Origin of the sequence: Mycoplasma cottewii (genome assembly GCF_024918975.1) — a bacterium.
Classification (GTDB): domain Bacteria; phylum Bacillota_I; class Bacilli_A; order Mycoplasmatales; family Mycoplasmataceae; genus Mycoplasma; species Mycoplasma cottewii.
The window spans coordinates 832,549-857,808 of the sequence record NZ_CP103424.1 but is presented as its reverse complement, the minus strand read 5'-3'; the positions used below and the strand labels follow the sequence as shown (position 1 = coordinate 857,808).

21 protein-coding genes and 3 tRNA genes are annotated in these 25,260 nt (G+C 26.3%); 19 read left to right on the top strand and 5 right to left on the bottom strand.

Features of this window, described 5'->3' with window-relative positions:
• Positions 1-10 precede the first annotated feature (10 nt).
• The 7 genes from NX779_RS03705 to NX779_RS03675 all read left to right on the top strand — a co-directional run bounded on the left by NX779_RS03705 (position 11) and on the right by NX779_RS03675 (position 13,304).
• A complete protein-coding gene (locus NX779_RS03705) occupies positions 11-2,557 on the top strand; it encodes a sugar ABC transporter permease (RefSeq protein WP_259430068.1) in 2,547 nt (848 codons plus the stop codon).
• A 1-nt stretch (position 2,558) separates the two neighbouring features.
• The gene (locus tag NX779_RS03700) at positions 2,559-3,644 is read left to right on the top strand and encodes an ABC transporter ATP-binding protein (RefSeq protein ID WP_259430067.1); all 1,086 of its coding nucleotides are present in this window, start codon (positions 2,559-2,561) and stop codon (positions 3,642-3,644) included.
• Between the two features lie 143 nt (positions 3,645-3,787).
• Positions 3,788-6,085, top strand: coding sequence for a glycoside hydrolase family 65 protein (locus tag NX779_RS03695; protein ID WP_259430066.1), 2,298 nt, complete (start codon positions 3,788-3,790; stop codon positions 6,083-6,085).
• Positions 6,086-7,696: a glycoside hydrolase family 13 protein gene (locus tag NX779_RS03690; RefSeq protein WP_259430065.1), complete on the top strand. Its 1,611-nt coding sequence runs from the start codon at positions 6,086-6,088 to the stop codon at positions 7,694-7,696.
• A gap of 102 nt (positions 7,697-7,798) precedes the next feature.
• Positions 7,799-10,213, top strand: coding sequence for a leucine--tRNA ligase (leuS, locus tag NX779_RS03685; RefSeq protein ID WP_259430064.1), 2,415 nt, complete (start codon positions 7,799-7,801; stop codon positions 10,211-10,213).
• 67 nt (positions 10,214-10,280) lie between these two features.
• On the top strand, positions 10,281-11,891 hold the full coding sequence (locus NX779_RS03680) for a hypothetical protein (RefSeq protein ID WP_259430063.1): 1,611 nt from the start codon (positions 10,281-10,283) through the stop codon (positions 11,889-11,891).
• 99 nt (positions 11,892-11,990) lie between these two features.
• Positions 11,991-13,304 carry a thymidine phosphorylase gene (locus tag NX779_RS03675; RefSeq protein WP_259430062.1) on the top strand — a complete coding sequence of 438 codons (1,314 nt, stop codon included), beginning with the start codon at positions 11,991-11,993 and terminating at the stop codon, positions 13,302-13,304.
• 33 nt (positions 13,305-13,337) lie between these two features.
• Here NX779_RS03675 and NX779_RS03670 read toward each other — a convergent pair whose 3' ends face one another.
• Positions 13,338-14,099 carry an ABC transporter permease gene (locus NX779_RS03670; protein ID WP_259430061.1) on the bottom strand — a complete coding sequence of 254 codons (762 nt, stop codon included), beginning with the start codon at positions 14,097-14,099 and terminating at the stop codon, positions 13,338-13,340.
• A complete protein-coding gene (locus NX779_RS03665) occupies positions 14,092-14,985 on the bottom strand; it encodes an ABC transporter ATP-binding protein (RefSeq protein WP_259430060.1) in 894 nt (297 codons plus the stop codon). The genes NX779_RS03670 and NX779_RS03665 overlap by 8 nt, the downstream gene beginning before the upstream one ends.
• A gap of 123 nt (positions 14,986-15,108) precedes the next feature.
• On the opposite strand from NX779_RS03665, the gene NX779_RS03660 reads away from it, so the two are divergent.
• From NX779_RS03660 to NX779_RS03620, 9 genes are all read left to right on the top strand, one after another.
• Positions 15,109-15,184, top strand: a tRNA-His gene (locus tag NX779_RS03660).
• A gap of 71 nt (positions 15,185-15,255) precedes the next feature.
• Positions 15,256-16,344, top strand: a complete 1,089-nt coding sequence (locus NX779_RS03655; protein WP_259430059.1) for a hypothetical protein — start codon at positions 15,256-15,258, stop codon at positions 16,342-16,344.
• Positions 16,331-16,687, top strand: coding sequence for a lipoprotein (locus NX779_RS03650; protein WP_259430058.1), 357 nt, complete (start codon positions 16,331-16,333; stop codon positions 16,685-16,687). Before NX779_RS03655 ends, NX779_RS03650 begins: the two co-directional genes overlap by 14 nt.
• A gap of 27 nt (positions 16,688-16,714) precedes the next feature.
• Positions 16,715-16,939 carry an acyl carrier protein gene (locus tag NX779_RS03645; RefSeq protein ID WP_004429118.1) on the top strand — a complete coding sequence of 75 codons (225 nt, stop codon included), beginning with the start codon at positions 16,715-16,717 and terminating at the stop codon, positions 16,937-16,939.
• Positions 16,939-17,409 (top strand): Fur family transcriptional regulator, encoded by a 471-nt coding sequence (locus NX779_RS03640; RefSeq protein WP_259430057.1) that lies wholly within the window; start codon positions 16,939-16,941, stop codon positions 17,407-17,409. Before NX779_RS03645 ends, NX779_RS03640 begins: the two co-directional genes overlap by 1 nt.
• Before the next feature lie 34 nt (positions 17,410-17,443).
• On the top strand, positions 17,444-17,836 hold the full coding sequence (locus NX779_RS03635) for a hypothetical protein (protein ID WP_259430056.1): 393 nt from the start codon (positions 17,444-17,446) through the stop codon (positions 17,834-17,836).
• Positions 17,837-17,869: 33 nt separating this feature from the next.
• On the top strand, positions 17,870-18,379 hold the full coding sequence (locus NX779_RS03630; protein ID WP_259430055.1) for a hypothetical protein: 510 nt from the start codon (positions 17,870-17,872) through the stop codon (positions 18,377-18,379).
• A gap of 89 nt (positions 18,380-18,468) precedes the next feature.
• Positions 18,469-18,544: transfer RNA gene (locus NX779_RS03625), tRNA-Trp, on the top strand.
• A gap of 38 nt (positions 18,545-18,582) precedes the next feature.
• A tRNA-Trp gene (locus tag NX779_RS03620) sits at positions 18,583-18,657 on the top strand.
• A 46-nt stretch (positions 18,658-18,703) separates the two neighbouring features.
• Here the strand turns inward: NX779_RS03620 and NX779_RS03615 are convergent.
• Together NX779_RS03615 and NX779_RS03610 are read right to left on the bottom strand one after the other, a co-directional pair.
• Positions 18,704-19,555: a DegV family protein gene (locus NX779_RS03615; protein ID WP_259430054.1), complete on the bottom strand. Its 852-nt coding sequence runs from the start codon at positions 19,553-19,555 to the stop codon at positions 18,704-18,706.
• A 12-nt stretch (positions 19,556-19,567) separates the two neighbouring features.
• Positions 19,568-20,398 carry a DegV family protein gene (locus tag NX779_RS03610; RefSeq protein ID WP_310795086.1) on the bottom strand — a complete coding sequence of 277 codons (831 nt, stop codon included), beginning with the start codon at positions 20,396-20,398 and terminating at the stop codon, positions 19,568-19,570.
• 84 nt (positions 20,399-20,482) lie between these two features.
• Here NX779_RS03610 and ytpR point away from each other — a divergent pair, with 84 nt between their 5' ends.
• The 3 genes from ytpR to tyrS are packed head-to-tail and all read left to right on the top strand — an operon-like array spanning position 20,483 to position 23,389.
• The gene (gene ytpR, locus NX779_RS03605; RefSeq protein ID WP_259430053.1) at positions 20,483-21,091 is read left to right on the top strand and encodes a YtpR family tRNA-binding protein; all 609 of its coding nucleotides are present in this window, start codon (positions 20,483-20,485) and stop codon (positions 21,089-21,091) included.
• Positions 21,069-22,133, top strand: a complete 1,065-nt coding sequence (locus NX779_RS03600; protein WP_259430052.1) for a nicotinate phosphoribosyltransferase — start codon at positions 21,069-21,071, stop codon at positions 22,131-22,133. Before ytpR ends, NX779_RS03600 begins: the two co-directional genes overlap by 23 nt.
• A gap of 8 nt (positions 22,134-22,141) precedes the next feature.
• Positions 22,142-23,389, top strand: coding sequence for a tyrosine--tRNA ligase (gene tyrS / locus NX779_RS03595; RefSeq protein WP_259430051.1), 1,248 nt, complete (start codon positions 22,142-22,144; stop codon positions 23,387-23,389).
• Positions 23,390-23,436: 47 nt separating this feature from the next.
• Here tyrS and NX779_RS03590 read toward each other — a convergent pair whose 3' ends face one another.
• Entirely contained in the window at positions 23,437-25,014 is a 1,578-nt protein-coding gene (locus tag NX779_RS03590) for an MFS transporter (protein WP_259430050.1), read from the bottom strand.
• Positions 25,015-25,260 lie beyond the last annotated feature (246 nt).

Sequence of the window (25,260 nt, the reverse complement as noted above, 5' to 3'; positions counted from 1 at the left end):
GGTAAAATTAATGGCTATAAAAATTCAAGTTAAAAAAGAAGATGTAGTAGATAAATCTATACAATTTTCTAATCTTTTAAAACCAGTTAAAAAATACGATATATCAAATTTCAAAAGATCTGGTTATTCAGCTATTATAAGAACAACGCTTCTAAATCATGAAACTATTAAAAACACAAATAAAGTAAAAGATTATCAGCAATTTATAAAAAGTAATTACATTTTCGGGAATATCGTTGATGTTTATACAAAATTTACTGATGATAAAAAATTAATCGAAGGTTTATTATTATCATTAATTTCAAATGCATTTTCAACATTTAATGATAAAAATAATTTTGATGTTTTTGTCGGAAATCAAAACATGAACGAAGTAATTAAAGAAACTATTGATGAAGAGTTAATTAAAGAAATTGAAAATTATGCAAAAAAACAATCTATAAAAGATTTTAAACATTTTGGATTTAAAAATTTAGATACATATGAATTTATTTCTAATTGAAAAAAAATTAATGCTATTATTGTTTGTTATTTCAAAAAGATTAATCTTGAAGAATTAGGAAGAATTTTAGCTAGTGAATTCTTATTAACTTATGAAACACATAAAGAAGTAAAAGACTTTGTTTCTATCAATTTAATTGAGCATGAAAATCTATCAGAAGATTTCTCATTTAATAAAATCAATTCATTACTAGAAGAAGTTTTTGATGAAATGAGCAATCAAAATATTGATAGTTTAACAGTTCAAGAAATAATCATTTTATTACTAAAAAAATCATTAACTTACCAAATCGAAAATGGTGATAAAAAATGATGAACTAAAATAATCGACAACAGAAAATCAAAAGAAAAATTTAGATTATACTGTAGTGAAGAAATTAACGAAAAAATCGCAAGTGAATTGCGTATGTTAACTAATCCTCAACTTTTAGGTGAAGTTCAAGATAAAAAAAGTGAACAAAAGAAAAAATTTAATCATTACAATGTTTTAAAAATTAATAACAAAAATTACAAAATAGATCCTGAAGGATTAAAAAACGCTAAAACAATTTTTAAAACCAAAGATCTTATTGATTTCCAAGCTAGTTTAACTGAAACATACTTTAGATCTAAACACCTGAATTTCAATAAATATCATAATCATTTATTAATTGTAAAATTATCTACTTTAGCATATCTTTACCCATTAAAAAATAAAGATAAAAATATCAATTTTGATAAAGCTAGAGAAGTATTTGAAACATTAATATTAAAAACAGCAAGCCAAATTTCTGCTGAATTTACTATTTTATTAGAAAATATAATTTCAAGCGATCAAAAATTAAAAAACGATTTTTTTGAAAGCAAGGAAATAGATAAATTAGGACGTTATAAATATTGATCAAAATATGTTGCAATAACTAAAGTGATATATGAGAATTTAAACTTAAACACAAGAATAATAGAAGCAAGTGTTATATACGAAATTCTTAAAAATGAAGTATTCGCTTATGAAACTATGAAAAAATCTAATTCATTATTCAGTAATTGCGAAGTTTCATACAATGATATTTCAAAATATCAAAACGACTTATTATTTGTAATTGAACAAGAACTTAAAAAAGAAAAAAATAATGCTTATGTTAAATATGTTAGATTTTTAACTGAAACATTTGGAAAACTTTATCTATCAGATAAACCTCCATTAAATCTTTATGGAAAAATTGGTCTAGTATTTACTTACTTAGTATTAATTGCATGAGCATTAATAATTATTGTTCCAGTACTTCAAGTTGTTTCTCAAGCGTTTAACTATTACTCATCAAATGAATCAAGTTCAAGTGCAGGAAAAATCGGAACAATTGGTAGATTTGACTTTAAACAATTTGCATTTAGTGCTGCTAACTTTAGTTATTTATTTACTGAAACTAAATTTAAATTCTGAGTAGTAAATTCATTAGTTATAGCAATTATTACAATGCTAGCTATGGTATTGGTAACCGCTATGGTTGGATATGCATTCTCTCGTTTTAGATTTAAAGGTAAAAGAGTTAGTTTAATGACTGTTATGTTGATTCAAATGATACCAACCGTTTCAAGTTTTATTGTGTTTTATGTAATGTTCCAATTACTACATGAAAAATTCAAAATTCCAGGTCAATTAATGTTGGTATTTATTTATGTTGGTGGTGGAATTCCTGGAAACGTATTTATTCTTAAAGGATTCCTAGACAACATTTCAACAGATATAGATGATGCTGCTAAAATTGATGGATGTAGTATTTGAATGGTATTTACTAGAGTAATCATTCCATTAGCTAAACCTATGTTATCAGTTATTGCTTTATGATCATTTATTGGACCATTCGGTGATGTTCTATTACCAAAATTATTACTAGATGATCCTGAAGATTGAACAATGGCTACAGGATTAAACAGTTTACTAAATCAATCAGGAGTAATTGCGCAAGGTGCATTCGCTGCTGGTTCATTACTTGTTGCCGTTCCTATTAGTACACTATTTATAATGCTTCAAGGAAATATTACAAGCGGATTATCAGGAGGAGTAAAAGGTTAATATGAAAGTTGAATTAAGAAATATATCAAAAAAATACGAAGGTAACTCATTTTACACACTTGAAAACATTGATTTAACTATTGATGATAATGACTTTTGTGTAATTTTAGGACCATCTGGATGTGGTAAAACCACATTACTAAGAATTATTGCAGGTCTAAACTCAATTACAAAAGGTGACTTATTATTTGATGGAGTTAAAGTAAACAACCTTTTACCAAAAGATCGTGATATAGCTATGGTATTCCAAAGCTATGCTTTATACCCTCACTATAATGTTTATAAAAACCTAGCCTTTGGTTTAGAGATGAAAAAAGAGAAAAAAGAAATCATCAACCATAGAGTTAGAGGAGCTGCAAAATTATTAAATATTGAAAAATATTTATTCAAAAAACCTAGAGAATTATCAGGAGGGCAACAACAACGTGTTGCTTTAGGGCGTGCGATTGTTAGAAAGCCTAAGTTATTCTTAATGGATGAGCCATTATCAAACTTAGATGCTAAACTAAGAGAATCAATGAGAACTGAATTAGTTTCAATTCATAGAATTTTAGGAACAACTACAATTTATGTTACTCACGATCAATTAGAAGCTATGACTATGGCTACAAAAATTGTTTTAATGAACAACCAAGTTATTCAACAAGTTGGTAAACCAGAAGAATTCTATAATAAACCAAATAACTTATTCGTAGCAAAATTCATTGGTACACCAACAATGAAAGTTTTAGAAGGTAGACTTAAAGGACAAAGCTTCGTTTGTGATACTAAAGACTACAAAGTTAAGTTAACAAAAGAAGAAGTAGAGTTAATTAAAAAAGAAGGAACAGACAGATTATATTTAGGAGTCAGAAGTGAAGATGCAACTATCGTTGATTATGATGATCCAAAAGCTAATGTTCAAGGAACAGTTATTAACTCTGAGTTATTAGGTATGAACAAACAAATTACTTGTGAGATTGAACCATCAAATAATTTTATTATTACAGCAGCAAAAGATGTTTCTATTTCAATTGACAGTAAAGTTGGAATACAAATTAACAGATATCATTTATTCAATGGTATTACTGAAAAACGTATTGGATAATTTAACAATTTAAAAAAAGACATACTTTTTACTAGATATAATAATCTATAAGTATGTCTTTTTGAGTAAAAAATTAAAAATAAAATTTCAAATTATAATATTTAAATTTAAAATCTAATTATAGATATTAGATAGGTGAAGAAATGAATACAAAAATTGATGTAAATATTAAAAGATTATTTGAAGTAGACGAATGAAAATTAACTGAAAATAAACTACCTGAAGATGGTTTTGATTTCAGATTAAGTGAATCAATTACATCATTAGGAAATGAATATCTAGGAATGAGAGGAAATTTTGAAGAAACTTATTCTGGAGATACTCACAAAGGTTGTTATATTGGTGGATTATGATATCCAGATAAAACAATTGTTGGATGATGAAAAAATGGTTATCCAAAATACTTTGGTAAAGTAATTAATGCCGTTAACTTTTTAGGTTTAAATGTTGTTGTTGATGGAGTTGAATTAGATTTATTCAAACAAAAACCAACATCTTACAGCAGAACTTTAGACTTAAAACAAGGTATTTTAACTAGAAAATTCACAACAGTTGTTAATAATAAAAATATTAAAGTTGACGCAGAACGTTTTGTTTCAATTGCAAATAAAGAATTAACTGCTGTTAAATACTCAATTACTAGTGATCAAGATATGACTTTAGATTTAACTAGTTATATTGATGGAGATGTAATTAACCGTGATTCAAACTATAACACTAAATTCTGAACTCATTTAGACTCAAAAGCTACTGATAATTCTCAATTAGTAGTTTCAAAAATGATTGAAAATAACTATGGAATTGAACGTTTTAGTTATGCAAGTTTAGCAGTTAATAACTTTAATTTAACTCCTAGTAAAATTACTAGTGATCAATGCAATTTATATGCAAAAACTTCATATAAATTTGATTTAAAAGCTAATGAAACATTAACTATTTATAAGATGATTTCAACTGTTCATTCACTATATTATAGTGAAGAAGAACTAGCAGTTAAAGCTGGTGAAGTTTCATGTGAAATCAATAAATTAAGTTATGAAGAATTAAAACAAAAACACGTTGAATTATGAGCTAAACGTTGAGAATCTTGTGATGTTAAAATTATCGGATCAGATTTAGATCAACAAGCAATAAGATTTAACTTATTCCAATTATTCTGTACTTATTATGGAAACGATGATCGTTTAAATATTGGTCCTAAAGGATTTACTGGTGAAAAATATGGTGGAGCAACTTATTGAGATACAGAAGCTTACTGTTTACCTTTATACTTAAAAGCTTCAGATCCAAAAATCAGCCGAAACCTATTAAAATACCGTCACAATCATTTACCAAAAGCTATCGAAAATGCTCAATCATTAGGATTTAAAGGTGCATTATATCCAATGGTTACATTCAATGGTGTTGAATGTCATAACGAATGAGAAATTACATTTGAAGAAATTCATAGAAATGCCGCTATGGTTTATGCTATTTATAATTACACTAACTACACAGGTGATTATGAATACATTAAAGAACTTGGAATGGATGTAATGGTTGAAATCGCAAGATTCTGAGCAGATAGAGTACATTATCATTCAATTAAAGATAAATACTTTATTCACGGAGTAACTGGACCAAATGAATATGAAAACAACGTTAATAACAACTGATTAACTAACTTAATGGCTAGATGAGTATTAACTTATACTTTAGAAATGTTAGACAAATTACAATTAGATAAATCAAGATGAAATTTATCAGTTGATGAATTAAACAAGTGACAAGACATTATTAACAAAATGTACTTACCATATGATGAAAATCTAAAAGTGTTTGTTCAACACGATACTTTCTTAGATAAAGAATTAAAACACAAAGATTTATTAAGTAAAGATGAAAGACCTTTAAATAAAAACTGAAGTTGAGATAGAATTCTAAGAAGTGTTTATATTAAACAAGCTGACGTTTTACAAGGAATTTACTATCTATGAGATCAATTCACTAGAGAAGAAATAATTAGAAACTTTGAATTCTATGAACAATTTACAGTTCATGAATCAAGTTTAAGTCCATGTATTCACTCAATTATTGCTTCAAGAGTTGATTTAATGGATAAAGCTTATGAATTCTACAACCGTACAGCTAGATTAGATTTAGATAACTACAACAATGATACTGATGATGGATTACACATTACAAGTATGACAGGAAGTTATTTAGCTATTATTGAAGGATTTGGTGGAATGATTATTAGAGATGGTGTTCCTCACTTCTCACCAAAACTTCCACAACAATGACAAGGATATGAATTTAACGTTAACTTTAGATCACGTATTTTAAAAGTTAAACGCACTAAAACTGAAACTATAATTACACTAGTTTCAGGAGAAGCTTTAAAAATTAATGTATTTGATAAAGAATATCAATTAGAATCAGAAATTAAAATAGGAGCTTAGATGAATAATTATTGATGAAAAAATACTGTAGTTTACGAAATGTATCTTCAATCATTTAAAGATTCAAATAATGATGGTATTGGAGATTTAAATGGAGCTATAGAAAAATTAGAGTACTTAAAAAATCTTGGAGTTGGAGCTATTTGATTAACTCCAATCTACAAATCACCACTTGTTGATAATGGATATGACATTTCTGATTACAAAGATATTAATCCTATTTATGGTGATTTAGATAAATTTAAAGAATTTGTTGATAAAGCAAATTCATTAGATATTAAGATTGTTATGGATCTAGTTTTAAATCATACTTCAGATCAACATGAATGATTTAAACAAGCAAGAAGTTCAAAAGATAATCCTTACAGAGATTATTACATTTGAAGAGATGAACCATCTGATATTAATTCAGTTTTCGGAGGAAGTGCTTGAGAGTATGATGAAACTACAAATCAATACTACTTCCACTTATTTGCAAAAGAACAACCTGATTTAAACTGAGAAAATCCTAAAGTTAGAGAAGAAATTGCAAAAACAGTTAAATGATGATGTGATTTTGGTATCAAAGGATTTAGATTAGATGCAATTGATTTAATTGGTAAAGAAGTAGATAAAAAAATTCTAAACAATGGACCAAATCTACATAAATATCTTTACGATTTAAGAGCTAACAGTTGAAAAACAAGTGATGTTATGACTGTTGGTGAATGTTGAGGAGCAACACTTGATCAAGCAATACAATTTTCAAATGATGAAAACAAAGAGTTTTCAATGGTATTTAACTTTGAACCAATTTTAAGGTTCTTTAGCCAAGAACATAAATTTAAAAAAACACCCGTTGACTTTGTTAAATTCAAGAAAATCTTTGAAAAATGACAACAAGGATTATTCAATAAAGGTTGATCTGGATTATTTTTAACAAATCACGATATGCCTAGAATGGTTTCAAGATTTGGAAATGATAAAGAATACAGAATCGAATCATCAAAATCAATTTCAACAGCAATTTATTTAATGCAAGGAACTCCATTTATTCACCAAGGTGATGAAATTGGAATGACTAATGTAAATTGAACTGATTTAAATAAATATAGAGATGTTGAAATTCTAAACACTTATCAAACTGATGTTTTAGGTAAGAAAAACATTACTCATGATGAATTTATAGAAGGTGTTTTAGAAGTTGGAAGAGATCATTCAAGAACTCCAATTCAATGAGATGATTCAGAATTTGCTGGATTTAGTAAAACAAGACCTTGAATTGATGTAAATGATAATTATAAAGAAGTTAATGCAAAAAATGATTTAGCTAACCCTAATGGAATTTACAACTTCTTAAAATCATTAATCTCATTTAGAAGTAAAAGTCAATTTGCTGAAATTATTAACAATGGTTGATTTGAATTAATCAAAGCTGATGATCAAAACATATTTGCTTATTCAAGAACTTATGAAAATAAAACTATTAAAATTATTTCAAACTGAAGTGAAAACATAGTTGATATAAGTGATATAGTTAATAAAAATGATGATATTTTATTGAACACAGAATCATCATTTGATGATATGAAATTACAACCTTGACAATCAATTGTTGTAAAACAAAACTAATAACAAATCTCTGAAAATTTTCAGAGATTTTTATTTACACTTTAAAGATGTATTTTTTAATTAGAAATTGTAAAATAAATATTATATTAAAGGAGAGAAAGTATGGATTTTTCACATAAAGCAATAGAAAAGAAATGACAAAAATTCTGAAAAGATAATAATATTTATAAAACTACAAATAATAAAGATAAAAAATCATATGTTTTAGATATGTTCCCTTATCCAAGTGGTGCTGGATTACACGTTGGTCACGTTAAAGGTTATACTGCAACTGATGTTTTTGCACGTTTTAGAAGAATGCAAGGTTATGATGTATTACACCCAATTGGTTGAGATGCTTTTGGTTTACCAGCTGAACAATATGCTTTAAAAACTGGAAATGATCCTAGAGAATTTACTTTAAAAAATATTGATAACTTTAGAGTTCAATTACAAAAAATGGGATTTAGTTATGATTTTGATAAAGAAGTTAACACAGCAGATCCTAACTACTATAAAATAACTCAATGAATTTTTAAAAAGTTATATGAAAATAATTTAGCTGAAAATAGAGATATTGAAGTTAATTGATGTCAAGAACTAGGAACAGTATTAGCTAATGATGAAATCATAGAAAAAGATGGAGTCATGGTAAGTGAACGTGGTGAACACCCTGTTACTAAGAAAAAAATGCGTCAATGAGTTTTAAAAATTACTGATTATGCTGAAAAATTATTACAAGGTTTAGATGAATTAGATTGACCTCAATCAGTAAAAGATTTACAAAAAAATTGAATAGGTAAATCAGAAGGTGCTGAAATTATTTTCAAATCAAATGATATCGATATTCCAGTTTTTACAACACGTGCAGATACTATTTATGGAGTTAGTTATATTGTTTTAGCTCCTGAAAATGAATTAGTTTTAAAATTAACTACAGATGATAAATTAGAAGAAGTTAAAAAGTATATTGAATTAACAGCTTCAAAATCTGAAATTGATCGTAAAGATGAATCTAGACCAAAAACTGGAGTTTTTGTTGGAAGTTATGCAATAAATCCTGTTAATAATCAACCTGTTCAAATTTGAATTAGTGATTATGTATTGAATGATTATGGAACTGGAGCTGTTATGGCTGTTCCTGCTCATGATAAAAGAGATTGAGATTTTGCAACCACATTTAATTTACCAATTAAATTTGTTATTAAAGCTAAAGATGAATCTAAAGCATTTGTTGGTGAAGGGATTCATATTAACTCTGAAATCTTAGATGGATTAGATAGAATTCAAGCATTAGAAGTAATTTATAAATATATAGAAGAAAATAATTTAGGTACTAAAAAAGTTAATTACAAATTAAGAGATTGATTATTTTCAAGACAACGTTTTTATGGTGAACCATTCCCTGTTTTATATACAGAAAATCAAGAAATAGTTTTAGTTGAAGATGATAATCTACCAGTTACTCTACCTAAAACTGAATACATTAAACCAACAGGAACTGGTGAAAGCCCATTAGCTAATGTTGATAAATGAGTTAATGTTGAAAATGATGGTGTTAAATATAGAAGAGAAACTAATACTATGCCTCAATCTGCTGGATCAAGTTGATATTTCATTGCGTATGTTTTAACTAATATGTCAAATGATTTAATTGATATAAATTCAGAAGAAGCTTGAAAAAGATTAGAAAAATGATTACCTGTCGATCTTTACATAGGTGGACAAGAACACGCTGTAGGTCACTTATTATATGCAAGATTCTGAACACATTTCTTATATGATATAGGTGTTTGTCCTGTTAAAGAACCGTTTAAAAACTTATTTAACCAAGGTATGATTTTAGGACCTGATGGTAGAAAAATGTCTAAATCATGAGGTAATGTAATTAATCCTGATGATGTAATTGATACACATGGAGCGGACGCTTTAAGATTATATGAAATGTTTATGGGACCATTAGATGCTTCTCTTCCTTGAAGTTTTGATGGATTAGATGCTAGTTTAAAATGATTAAATCGTTGTTATAGAATGATTAATAAAGTTGAATTTTCAGATACAAATAATTCTAATTTAGATTTTGTTTATAATGATGTAGTTAAAAAAGTAACTGAAATGATCAGTTCATTAAAATTCAATACTGCAATTAGTCAATTAATGGTTTTAGTAAATGCGATTTATAAAGAAAAAGAAGGAACAGTATATAAACCTTATGTTGAAGGGTTTGTAAAAATGTTAAGTTTATTTGCTCCTCACTTAGCTGAAGAATTATGAGAAAAATTAGGACACAATTCAAGTATCACAACTCAACAATGACCAAGTTATGATTCATCTAAATTAGTTAAAAATACAGTTGTAGTGGCAATTCAAGTTAACGGAAAACTTCGTAGTACTGTAGAAGTTGAAAAAAATACCGATAAAGAAACTCTACTTAAATTAGCTAAAACTGATGAAAATGTTATGAAATTTATCGATGGTCATCAAATTGTAAAAGAAATTGTTGTAGTTGATAAAATTGTAAATATTGTTGTTAAGTAAAAGGTTATAAAAACCTTTTTTTCTTTTCCAAAATTATATAATTTAATATAGAAAGGAAAAACAAATTATGAGAAAGACTGTCAAATTAACAATTTTATTATTAGTAGTTGCAGTGATATATTTCGGTTATTCAGCATGAATTGATAGTGTTGCTATTTATGCGATTAGAAATACCGATCCTAATGATCCTACAAAATCATTCTGATCATCAATGACAAGTTCTCCAGCTTGAATTGCTCAATGAAAAGCTATTTTAGAAGCTAGATTTACTGAGTTAGGTAAAAACGAACTTGTTGAAAGAGTTAAAACTTTCAATGGTTCTACTGCTTGAAGTGCTTGAACAGATGTAATTGCTCAAAGTGGTTATAGATTAACTGGATTCATGGCACCAGATTCGCTACTATATACTTTACTAAGTCCTTTCAAACTTATTTTAGTTGGGGGGGTATTTGCAATGTTTATCCCTCTATTAAAACAACTTTTATTTAACACTATTATAGGAATTAAGGCGTACATTAAAAATCGTGATATGAACGTTTTATTTAACTATAGTAAAACTATTGATTATGTTAAAGATTTAAAAACTAAAATTGAAGCAAACGATTTTGAAGGTGTTAAATCAGCTTATCTAAGTTATTCAGGATTAGCTTTTAAACCGATGTTTCTAACCAATTTAATGAATGAAATATATAAAAAATTAATTAAATTTGGCGACATTTCAATATTTGCAAGTGGATGTGATTCAGTATTAGAATCAATAAATGAAATGTACACTAAAGAAAAAAGAAGAGCTATGAACAATGGTCGTGGAGATGAGATGTTTTATGATATTAAACGTGGATTCGAGTACTCATCACATAGTTCTAAATACTTTGTTAAATACTATGAAGCAATGTCTAAAAATAATAAAGATTTAGGATGAAGAATCTTTAGTATTGAAATATCAAGATTCCCATTATTCTTATTATTTTCAGCTTTACCTTCAGCTTTATTATCTGGTATTTTAAGTACAGTAATTTTAAAATCTATAACTTCTCCATTATCTGCTAGTGTAGTTACACTAATAACTTTTGGATCATTTGTTCTTCCTTGAGTTTTATTTGCAATTCTATTACATTGATTCTATGCAATTTTAAAAACTGAATATAAAATAAATAAACGTTTATTATTCAAACCTGCATTAGTTTGTTATTCACTATTATTACTAGCAGCAATTACTGTAACTGCTGGATGTATTGGTATAGCTCAAGTTGGAAATATTGCTGAACCATATACTGCAGTGTTAATGACAAAATGATTCGGTGCTTTAGCTTATCTAGTTTTAACTACATGCTTAGTAATGTATGTTCTAGCAACTTTAGTTGATAATCATAGAAAAGGTAAAGAATTAAAATTAAATGTAATTATTAGTAACATCATATTACCATTGTTTATTTGAGTAATAACAACAGGAGCTAACTTCTTTGCTATTTTTGCAACAACAATTGCAGAAGATATTACTAATTGAATTTCAGGAACTAATATTTTAATTATGGTTCTATTCTGAATTTATCTATTTACATCTAATTTCTTAATTAATAACCTAATTACTAATAAAACAGCTAAAAGATTAAGTCAAACTAAAATTATAGAAACAGCAAAAACAAGAAAAACTAAAAAACAAACAACACAAGAATAATTGGTCATAAGCCAATTATTTTTTTTAATATTTTAAGATATTTTTTAAAATTAAATTTTTAAATTTTTTATAATTTTTTACAGGAGGGCGTTGAGATATATGAATACATTTGCAAACATTATTGAAAAGAAAAAACATAATATTAAATTAACACAAGATGAAATCAATTGACTTATAAAAGGTTATGTTGATGGATCTATTACAGATTATCAAATGGCTGCATTTTGCATGGCTACTTATTTTACTGATATGAATGATTTAGAAACTTCACATCTAACAAAATCTTATATTGAATCAGGATCACAATATGATTTAAGTTCAGTCAAAGGATTTAAAGCTGATAAACACTCAACTGGTGGAGTTGGAGATAAAACTAGTTTAGTTTATGCTCCACTTGTAGCAAGTTATGGTATTAATATTTGTAAACTAACAGGAAGAGGATTAGGTAAAACTGGTGGAACTGCTGATAAATTAGAATCATTTCCTGGTTGAAAATGCGAATTAGAAAACGATGAATTTACAGGTGTAATTAATAAAACAGGATTAAGTATTATTTGTCAATCTGATGATGTTGTTCCTGCTGATAAAAAAATCTATGCACTACGTGATGTTACTGGAACAATTGATTCAATGCCATTAATTACAGCTTCAATTATGAGTAAAAAACTTGTTGTTGAAAACGATGGATTAGTTTTAGATGTTAAAGTCGGAAACGGTGCGTTTATGACTAACTTAGATGATGCTATTGATCTTTCTAATAGAATGATTGATGTAGCTAAAAATTATAATAGAAAAATTGGTGTCATTCTTTCAAATATGGAATGTCCACTAGGAAAAGCAATTGGTAATGCTATTGAAGTTAAAGAAGCTTGAGATACACTTAACGGAAAAGGACCAAAAGACTTTGTTGAATTAATTACTACAATTGTTGGTGTAACACTATTACAAGCTAAAATGTTTAACACTTTAGAAGAAGCTAAAGCTGATGTTTATAAAAAACTTCAATCAGGAGAAGCTGCACATTATTTTAAAGACTTTGTTATCGCTCAAGGTGGAGACTGATCTGTTTTAGAAAATTATGATAAAGTATTTAAATGTAAAAATAAACTTGAAATCAAAGCAACAAAAAGTGGTTATGTAAAATACACAAGAGCTGAAGAATTAGGTTTAATTTCAGTTCAACTAGGAGCTGGACGTGCTAAAAAAACCGATACTATTGATCACGCTGCTGGAATTTATTTAGATAAAGAATATGGTGATCAAGTTAATGTTGGTGATGTAGTTATGACTTTATATACTAATAAAGACATAAATCCATTGTGAGAAAAAGAAGTATTAAAAACTTTTGAAGTAGTTGAATCTCAACCTACAAAACAAGTTATTTTCAAAATCATTTCAGATGATGTTAAATAATAGAAAAAACACAAGCAATCAAAGCTTGTGTTTTTATAATGGTAAATCTTTTTTGATATAAACAATTGATGAAATAGAATAACAAATAACACTAATAGAAGATAAAACAATAAAATTATAAATAAATTTAGAAACGTCTTTTGATTCTATTTTAGTGTAATCAAATAGTGAAAATAATGTTAAATATTTAAGGTTTTTAAGTAGTTTAAGATTTTCAGCATCAGTTTTTGAAACAACTGAAGAAGTAATATAAAGAGTGTAAAATAAAACAATTAATATAGAACTAAAAAGCAGTGTAAGCGATGATTTATTAAATATAGAACTAAACATAAAACATATTGATCCAACTGAAGATAAAAATAATCAATAACCTAAACATTGCAGTGTTCAACTTGCTGAGTTTATATAAGTTGATTTTTTAATAAGTATAAAAATAAAAACTATTAAAAAATTAATAAATACATAACTAGTAATACAAAATATGAAATAAGTCATTTTATTTAAAATTATTTTTAACCTAGATAATTTTGTTGATAATGTATAAGTTAAATATCCTCTATCAATTGGTCTTGTGTTTAACACGTTAGGAACAACAACAAAAAATATTGAAATAGCAACAATGCTTAAACCAGCTATATTTGAAAAAAATAAAAGTTGAATAGTTGAAACAGAATCATCAATATTTTTATTAAATATCAATATTAAAAAGTTAATTAAAAATATAAAAGGTAAAATTAAAAATCAAAATGATTTTGTAGATCTAAAAGAATCTTTTCATAATTGAAGATTAAACATTGTTTTCAACCTCATTTCTTTTATAAAAATTCAAGAAATATTTTTCAAGTGAAAAAGGTATTTCTTTCAACATTTCAATTTCATAATTTTTTAATTGTTCAAAAAAGTTATTAACATCACTTGTTGGAACAATATATAACACTTTATTATCGTTAACTTCTTTTAAAAATTTAGATTCTAAAATCTGATTATTTTTAAAACTAATTTCATATCTTCTATCACTTATTTGTTTTAAATTTTCTAAATCAATATCAGCTATGATTTTTCCTGATTTAATAATTGCAACTTTATTACAAGTTTTTTCAACTTCTTCAAATATGTGTGAACTTAATAAAATAGTTGCACCATTATTTTTACATTCTAAAACTAAATTAATAAATTTATTTTTCATTAAAGGATCTAATCCAGTTGTCGGTTCATCTAAAATAAGTAATTTAGGATTATGCATAAAAGCAATTACTAGAGCAACTTTTTGTTTCATACCTTTACTCATTTTTTTAATTTTAATATTTGGATTAAATTCAAAATAATTAATTAGTTTTTCAACATAATCTCAATTAGTTTGATTTCTTAATTTAAAGATTTGTTTAATAAAATTTAATCCATTAACATATTCTGGTAAATTAATTTCTCCAGGAATATAACCAACTTCCGATTGAATTAAATGAGATTGTTTTCAAGCATCTTTATTCATAATATTAACTGAACCTTTTAAAGGTTTAATATATCCCATCATATGTCTAATTGTTGTAGATTTACCACTACCATTTGGTCCTAAATAACCATAAACATCACCTTGTTTAACAACTAAATTAATATCAAAAATACCATATCCTGATTTAAACTTTTTAGTTAAATTATTTATTCTAATAATTTCTTGATTCATTTAACGTCCTCCTATCTAGTTATCTAGTTTAATATTAAATGATAATATAATATTATAATGTTAAATAAATTATATGTTTATATTGACATTAAACATAGTTTTTTAGATAATATATTAGTCACGGCGTCGGTGGTGAAGTGGTTAACACATCAGGTTGTGGCTCTGACATTCGCGGGTTCGATTCCCGTTCGACGCCCCATTTAGAAAATAATAACAACACTTAGGTGTTGTTTTTTTATTTTTTCCTAATACTTTAATAGAGGTGAGAATATGAATATAGTTCATAAAGAAATTGAAGTATCAAATAGACAAATTATTGCAAAGCCAGATTATTGTTGTGATGTAATATTTTCTAAGAAAAAATATCAAATTAAAAATGATGAGTTTTATAAGTTAAATCTAATCATATCTAAAAACTATAAAACTAAAAGAAATTTAGATTTTATATCTAATACGTTAAACAACTTTAAATATAAAATAGGTTATAAATTAGATAATCAAGAAATTGAATTATTTAATAATTTTAAAAATCCAATTAAATATCAAGTAAATGATGATAAAAAAGAATTTATTGAAATTCAATTACCAGTAAAAATATTTAATAAAGATGTGATTGATTTAATTTTTAGTTGTGAGTTTGAAGCAGATCATAAAGTTCAAAAATTTACTAGTGATATTAAATTAGATACCTTAGCTAGTGATAGTAAAGATATTTATCAAAATAATTTAATTAACTATTATAAAAATTATGATAAATATTCTAATAAAACAAATACAACTTTTAATCTTTTAAATTACCAATTAAAATACATTATTAATAAATTTACTGTTAATAAAATATATGATAAATTAATGAAATTTAATTATGCTTTTAAAGTTAATTTAGATAGAGAATTAAACAATAATTCAGAAGTTAACAAACTTATTAATGATGTTATGAGTCAACAAACTAAAAACTATTTTAAAATTGAAAATTTAAAACTAAATGATCACGTTAAAGCAAATAAAGAATATAAACAATTACCTGAACTATCAGTTGGACATGATGCTGTTTATTTTGTAAATAAATTAGAGACTAATTCAGATCAAGATTTAGTAATTGAAAATAATAATCAAGCTAGAGGTTTTATTTTTAATCCTGAACTTACAAATAAATTAGCTTTTGATTTTAAAATTTTTAACGATACTTTTTCAGTTCAAACTAAAGTTAAAGATATCGATATTATAAGAGTTAATCAAATGAAAATTAAAAATCCTACCGTTCAACATTATGAATTTTCAAAAGAATTCTTTTCAAGTTTAAACTTAATTGAAGATGAAAAATTAGAAAGAGAGATAGATAAATATGAAGTTGAGTAAAAGATTAAGAATTTCAATATCTACAGCATTAATTGCTTCTTGTATTGCTTCAACTTCAGCTTCAATTTATTTTTCTAAAGTTTTTACAGTAAATAATAACTTAGTTGAAAACTACCAACATATTAATCAACCAATTATTAATAAAAGCCATATTAATAAATTATTAACAGATCAAAACCAATTAAATATTAATAATTTTAAAGTAACGTTTTTAAATGAATTAAAAAAACAAAATAAAGATTTAAAAGTTTTAGATGATTTAGTTAGCTTTACATATAATAAAACTGAAGTTTGTGTGAATTATAAAAACTATAAATGGTTCTATAAAATTGTATATAATTAAAATAGAAAGACATTAATTGGTGATTATATGAACATTTATGATGAAATTGTTAAAAAACTAAAAAGTAAAGGTGCAAAAGGAAGTATTAACATTAACTCTGAATTTAAAAAAATGGGTCTTGATTCTTTAGATTTGATGGATTTAATTGTTGAGTTAGAAGATAAATTAGATATTAGAATTGATGATGATGCATTATTAAGCATTAAAACTGTTTCTGATTTATTAAATGTAATTGAAGAGTTGAAAAAGTAATGATAAATTTAAACCAAACTCAAAAAGAAAAGTACGAAAAAATAATTAAAAAATTCAAAAATAAAAAGATTAGATTAACTGAAGTTAGAACTGCAATTATTAAATTGTTAATAACTTCAGAGCATCTAACAATTCAAGATATAATAACAAGTTTAAATCAAGAACTTGGTAATATAAATGTTATGAGTGTTTATAACACAATGGATTTGTTGTTAAGTGAACATATAATTTTTGCTAACACTTTTAATGGTAAAACAATTTGATATGAAATTGCTACAGAAAAATCTGTACATTTAAAATGTGATAATTGTTTAAAAGTAATTCATTTAACTGATAAACAAACTGATGATTATAACTTTTTAGAGTTATTAGAATTATGCCAAGCAAACAAAATACAACTTGATCACTTCAAAATCGAAGGTCATGGCTATTGTAATGATTGTTTAAAAAAACCAATTAATAGTTTATAATTTATATTTAGTTAGTTAGATAGGAACAAAACGTATGGTTGTTAAGGTAATTTTTAATGTTTTTAGAGTTATAGCTTGAATTCTTTTCTGTTTAGTTTTACTTGTTATTGGAATAGCACTTTTAGGTTTTACAACTAAAACTGATTATGTGCTTTCACTACCTACAATATTAAAAGAGTCAGATTGAATGTTTTTTATAGATTCAGCTAAAGAAGCTTTAGCCGGAAAATCAATTATGGATATTTGATCTCTAGATTTTGAATTATTAAATCAGAAAATAGGAGCGGTATTAATTTTTTACATATTACCAATATTTAACATAATTTATATAGCACTATGATTTACTTCTGCATTCTTATCATCAAAGAAAGAAGAAAAACAAAAGAATAAAAAAGAAAAAAAACAAATAGAAGAAGTAGAAGATTAATTTAAATTGAAATTGAATGGAGTTTAATTTGTTATGAAATTAAAAAAAATTTGAGCACCAATATCATTTCTAATTACAGCTGTTCCTATTGGATATGCAATAGTATCAACCGATGTTTTAAATATGCCTTTATTTCCTGCTGTCTCAACACCTGATAGTCATGATCGTGAATATAATAGAGCGATAGTTACTGAAAGGTTTAATAACGTAAAAAGCATAGTTGAAGATATTCTAAAAGATATCGACGACAATGAAAAATTGAAAAAAAAGATTCCACAAGAAGCGATTAATTGATTTAAAAATAATAAAGATATAATTGAAAAAATAGATGAAAAAATACCAAATTTAGATGACAATGTTTTAAGAAGTATAAGATCATTGTCTGATATAGTTTTTGAACAAGATATTTTTACATTCATAAGAGACGAGAAAAAAATAAGTAAACTAGTTGATGATGTTAAAGCGATTTTAGATAGAAATGGTATAAAAATAGATGGAATATTACCAAATGCACCATCTGGAAGCACACCTTCTACAACATAGATATAAGAAACACCTGATATTTATTAAAATGAAAACTAAAATATTGAAAATAAAATAAAGTTTCTTTATAATAAATAAGGTAATCTTATAGGGGCATAGTTCAGTTGGTAGAACATCGGTCTTCAAAACCGAGTGTCACGAGTTCGAGTCTTGTTGCCCCTGCCATATAGAAAAAAACAATCACACTATGTGTGATTTTTATTAGGAGAGTAGTTCAACGGTAGAACATCGGTCTCCAAAACCGAGTGCTGAGGGTTCGATTCCTTTCTCTCCTGCCAACGATAAGAGAAAATTAAAAGCTGGTTGTAAAAAACCAGCTTTTATTTATTTTTTAATAGCAATAAATGCAATAGTATCAATTCCTGCATGAACAGTGTAAATATTCGGAACAACATCATAACTAAATTCGATTTTAGCTTCATCTAATGTTTTTTTGACTATGCTAAATGTTTTTTCATTTGTTAGAGGAGTTTTTAAAACAAATAATTCAAATTCAGAATCGTTATATTTATCTTTTAAATTTTTTATAACCCTTTCAGTTAAACTTGAATAAGTTCTACCGAACGCTTCTTTTTTAGGTTCTTTTCCTCAAACCATTAATAATTTAGTTTTTAAAATGTTTAACACACTTGTTAATATTCCAAGAGCTCTTCCTCCGCTTAACAATCTTTTTAAATCTCCAGGAATAATTGAAACATAAACTCGAGATTTGTTTTTGTCAATGAATTTTATTGCTTCAGTTGGAGTTTTAATTTCATTGTTTTGAATAGCTTTACTTAATTCAAGAGCTATTAAACTAATACCTTGTGCAGCTAAATCAGCGTTTTCATAAACTGTAACTTTGTCTGTGAATTTTTCATCATTACTTACTAATAATGCAGTTTGTAACATAGAAGATAAGTTTTTAGTGATCGGAATGTGAATGATGTGATCATATTCTTCTAACATTTTGCTATATTTTTGTTCTAGCTCACCTGGACTAGCTTGACTAGTTTTTATATTTTCACCATTATCAACTCTTTTTAAAATATTGTTTTTAGTAACACCGGATTCAGAATCTAAAATTTCACTATTGTCTGGCATAACTATATGTAATGGTAATAAATCAATGTTTGTGTCTTTTAATTTTGATGCATCATAAATGGATGAACTATCTATTAAAATTCCTATTTTCATAATATGTTTCACCTACTTTTTTCACGCAACTAAAGCAATAGTTTCTTTTCCTGTATGTGCAGCAATAACATTTGTTAGTTCAGATTTAATTCTAATTTCTAAATCATATTCTTTTATTATTTCTTCAATTGAACATAAACATTCGTTATCCATTTTTGAATATGAAATATCAATATGTTTTAAGTCTTGAATCTCATCTTTTAATAGCTCTAAAGCAGTTGATATAGCTTTTTTAAATGTTCTTGCTGTAGTTTCTTTGTCGATACTTCCATCATATCTTAAAATTGGAGTTATCTTTAACATTTTAGCAATTGCAGCGGCCGCAGGTTTAATTCTTCCACCCTTTTTTAAAGTTTCTAAATTTTTTGGTATTATAAATGCAATAAAATCATTTGAAGCTTGCTCTACTAGTTGTTGAATTTCTGATCCAGTTTTTCCTTGATTAATTCATTCTGATACTTTTCTTATCATTTCTTGTAAAACTACACTGACTGATTTTGTATCGCAAACAAATACTTTATCTTTATATTTGTCTTCAGTTTGACTTAGCATTTTAAAAGTGTTAAATTGACCACTTAATTGACTTGAGATAGGTAAAAATACAATTTGATCATATTGTTCTAATAAGTTATCTCAAATTTTAAACATATCACCAGGTGCACTTTGACTAGTTTTTAGTGTTTGATTTTCTAATAGTTCGTAAAAATAATCCTTTGTTAAACTTTCGTTATCATAAAAAGTTTGACCATCTTCTGTTGTGATCATCAAAGGAATTACGTATAAATTTTCATATTTTGAAACTCTTCCATCAAAAGAAGAATCTGTAAGAATTGCTACTTTAATCTTACATCACCTTTTCTATACATATTTATTTAAATTATATAAATTGGTATAATTAAAATCAATTAGATAGGGGAATTATTTATAATGAATAGTTTAAAATTTGGGGTCTTTTATAACAAACAATTTGATACATTATTAGTTAGTTTTTCAGACAAACCAGCAACTGATACAGAAATTATCAATAACGTTGTTGTTTTAAAAAATAAAAATCAAGTAGTTGGTGTAAATATCTTTGAAGTTTCAAAAGATATACAAATCAAAGATTCATTTTGTTCTGAAAAACAAGAAGTAGTTGAATATGTAGAAAACGTTTTAAAAGACATTTATCCGGTTAAACAAGAAAAACAATTTTTAATAGGTAAAATATTAAGTTGTAAGGCTATAGAAGGTACTCACCTTCATTTATGTGAAGTTGATATAAAACAAGAAGTGCTTCAAATTGTTTGTGGTGCTTCTAATGCTAGAAAAGGTTTAGCCGTTGTTGTTGCAACTTCAGGAAGTTGAATGCCTAATGGATCACTAATAACTGAAGGAAAAGTTAAAGGAATAGATTCTTTTGGTATGTTATGTAGTGCAAGAGAATTAAAATTAGAAAAAGAAAGTCAAGGTATCATTGAACTAGGTTCTGAATATTCAAACAAGATAGGTCAGAGTTTTTGAGGTGTTTATTATGATGAACAAAAACAAGTTTAAATTTGATCAAAAAGTTAAAGAAAAATATTATGTAGCTGACTATTTTAAAAAAACAATTCAAATCATGGAAGAATTTGAATTGAAACAAAGAATAACTATGCAATTTTTCCAAAGAAACGATAATGTAGTTTTATGTGGAATTAAAGAAGTTTTAGATCTATTAGAATTTGTGTGTCCTAATTATAACGATTTAGAAATTTGATCATTAAATGATGGAGATATCATTAATTCAAAAGAACCGGTTTTAAGAATAACTGGTCTATATAAAGATTTTGGTTGATTAGAAGGAATGATTGATGGTATTTTATCTAGAAATACTTCAATTGCAACTAATTCTAAAAAAGTTATTCAAGCTGCAAAAAATAAAACAGTAGTTAGTATGTTAGATAGAGCAGATAGTTATGAAACTTTAGCAAGTGACGGTTATGCTTGTTATATTGGTGGATTTAGACATTTTGTAACTCAAGCCGCTTTAGAATATATAGATGATGAAAATGTTAAACAACCTTTAGGTACAATGCCTCATGCTTTAATTCAAGCTTTTAATGGTGATACTTTAAAAGCTGCCCAAGCTTTTTATAAAACTTTTCCAAATAACAATTTAACAGTTTTAATCGATTATAATAATGATTGTGTTAATACAGCAATTGAAGTAGGAAATTATTTTAAAGATAAATTATATGCTGTTAGAATAGACACTTCTTTAGCACTTGTTGATAAATATTTACAAGAAAATAAAGATAAATATCCAAAAGATGCAAAATTAAATGGAGTATCACTTCAATTAGTTCAAGAAGTTAGAAATGCATTAGATAAAGTTGGATGTAATCATACTAAAATAATTGTTTCTTCAGGATTTACAGCAGAAAAAATTAGTGAATTTGAATCTTTAAATGCTCCTGTTGATATTTATGGAGTAGGTAGTGCTCTATCTGAAATAAATATTAACTTTACTGGAGATGCAGTTTTAGTTGACGGAAAAGAACAAGCTAAATTTGGTAGAAAATACATTGAAAATCCAAGATTAAAAAAAGTTAAGTAGGAGAACAAATGAAAAATAATATTATTAATGAATTAACTTGAAGAGGATTAGTAAAACAAATAACAAATCAAGAAAAAATTATATCAGCACAAAATAATAACGATTTTGTTTATTGTGGTTTTGATCCTACTGCCGATTCTTTACATGTGGGACATTTAATGATGATTGTTACTTTAAAAAGATTTGGTCTAGCTGGTTTTCAACCAATTGCTTTAATTGGTGGAGCAACAGGAATGATCGGTGATCCTTCTTTTAAATCTGCTGAAAGAGTTTTACAAACTGATGAACAAGTTAATCAAAATATTAAAGCTATTAGTAAACAATTACAAAGAATTATTCCTAATGTTACTTTTGTAAATAATGCAGATTGATTAAAATCTATTAGTTTAATTGATTTTTTAAGAGATGTTGGAAAACATTTTAATATAAGTTATTTATTAGCAAAAGAATCAATTGCAACAAGAATTCAAACAGGATTATCAGTAACAGAATTTTCATATACTATGTTACAAGCTTATGATTTTTATCATTTATATACAAATAATAATTGTACTGTTCAAATTGGTGGATCTGATCAATGAGGAAATATAACAAGTGGTATTGATTTTATTGCTGATAAAATTGGTCGTGATAATAGTAAAGCTTCAGGATTTACAATTCCATTATTAACAAAATCAGATGGTAAAAAATTTGGTAAAACTGAATCAGGAGCAGTTTGATTAGATGCTAATAAAACTAGTGAGTATGATTTTTACCAATTCTGGTTCAATCAAGCTGATGAAGATTGTGAAAAAATGTTAAAATTCTTAACTTTCTTAAGTGAAGATGAAATTAATGATTTAATTGCAAATCATAAACAAGAACCTTTTAAACGTGTTATGCAAAAAGCATTAGCAACTGAAATTACAAAATTTGTTCATGGTCAAGAAGGATTAGAAAAAGCTATTAAATTAACTGATGCATTTTTTAAAGGAGATTTATTTTCTTTAACAGATGATCTTTTAAAAATGGCTATAGTTTCATTACCAAGTGTTGAACTAGAAAAATCAACAAAAATTATAGATGCACTAGTTTCAGTTTCAGCATCAAGTTCAAAACGTGAAGCAAGAGAATTTATTAATTCAAAAGCAATTTATGTAAACGGAGAACTAGTAGTTGATGAAAATCAATTACTAAGTGATTTTAAAACTGTTGAAGAAAAATACCTTTTAATCAAAAGAGGTAAAAGAAAATATTTCTCAGTAATATTAAAGTAAAAAAGAATACAAAAAAATCATAGGTTAAACCTATGATTTTTATTTTTCTATCTTTCTTCTACAATTTGTGTTGTACTTCCAATATTTGCCATTTTGTTTTGGCGTTGTAAAACGAAATGTAGAATAATTCCTGAAAGTAATCCTATAGCCGCAAATCCTAAAACAACAGCAAGAATTAATTGATTACCATATGTATCGGCTACAACTTTAGTATTAGTTAAATCTTTACCATTTGGATTTATTATGAATTCGATTATGTTACCCTCTGCATCTTCTCTAACTCGCATGTGGTGTTTTGCTTCGATAGCTGATCTTATTTGTTTAAAGAATGCATCTGGAGTGAAGGCAATAACACTAACGATGTTAACAGCTGCGGCATAGTTATCATTTTGAACTTTTAAGTCTGTTCCAATTGGAGATCATCTAATTGTAACAACAGCTCAAGTTACAGCTCCCATTAATATTAAGTTAAATGCAGCAGCAACTTGTAAAATGATAACAGAAGCACTGTTTCTATCTAATTTTGATGGATCTTTTATATTATCTCCTGTGAATACTGGTAATAAAATACCAACTGAAATAAGGATCATACCAATAAATAGTCCACCACAGATTAATGGAATGTATGATTTTCTAGTATCTGCTCATTTTCCGAATCATCCTGATATTAAGAAACGCATTGCGTAAGTTCTAAAAATACCAATGATCATAACAATGATAGCTGGAATTCAGAATACGTTACTTAAGTAGTTAACGTATGAACTTAATCCCATTTGTAACATATAAACTCCTAAAACTAGAAGAGATAATAGGATTATAGTTTTTTGTTTTAATACGTTAACAAGAGCTTTAACAGAGAATGATAAAGGTTCTTGAACTTTAGGTTCTTTAATAAAGAATATTGCAAGAATAGCAGAAGTTAAAATAATTCCTGCGTAAATAGAAATTAATATTAGGAAAGCAACGGCAACCCCGTTTTCTCCACCAATTTTTCCTAAAAGACTGCTTTTTTGTAAGAAGACTAATAGTGTTCCAAATAACGCAATTAATAAACCTGTTAAACCGTTAATCATTCCTTGGATACCATTGTTTTTTCCAACTTGTTTTTCTTGTAATTCAGCTGGAAGTCCTTCGGTATTAACGTTTTTAACTAATTTTCATAATGGAGCTCAGAATAATGCAGTTGTTGCAAATGCGAATCCAGCAAAGATAATACATAATTGAGTTAACATCATGTTTCTTGCTGCTCCTGTTAGAACTGTTAAATGTCCATTTCCTGTCATCATAGGAATGAATGGTAGAATAACATATCAAACCCCTAAAATACCAGTAATAACAACTCCGGCAACAACTAGAGATTTAGCTCTAAATTTGTCTCCAAATCAAGCACCAAGTATATAACAAGGCATTGCTACATATCCATACACAGCACCAGCTTGTGAGTAGTCTGCAGGAACTAATTTAAAGTTGGCGTTCATGTTAGGAATATAGTTTTCCATGTAGAATGGAATAGCGAAAATTGCAACGTCAGCGATAGCTAATATAAATAAAACAAAGTTACGTTTAAAAAACATTGGAATGTCTTTTATTGTTGTAAACACTTTATTTGATTTACTATTATCCATGTACACAACTTCCTTTCTATTTGTTTGTTCAAATTAAATTAACGTTTTGTCATATTTATTTTGAAGGTATTAAATGAAAATTTAATACAACTTTATATTATCACATATTGAAATTAATTTCTAAACCATAGTGTCTGTAACAACTTATCACTGTGTATCTAATGTATATACTAGATAAGAGTTTTATATAACAATCTTAAAATACTTACAAAAATGCAAATCTAAATTTATAAGTTTTAACCCTTG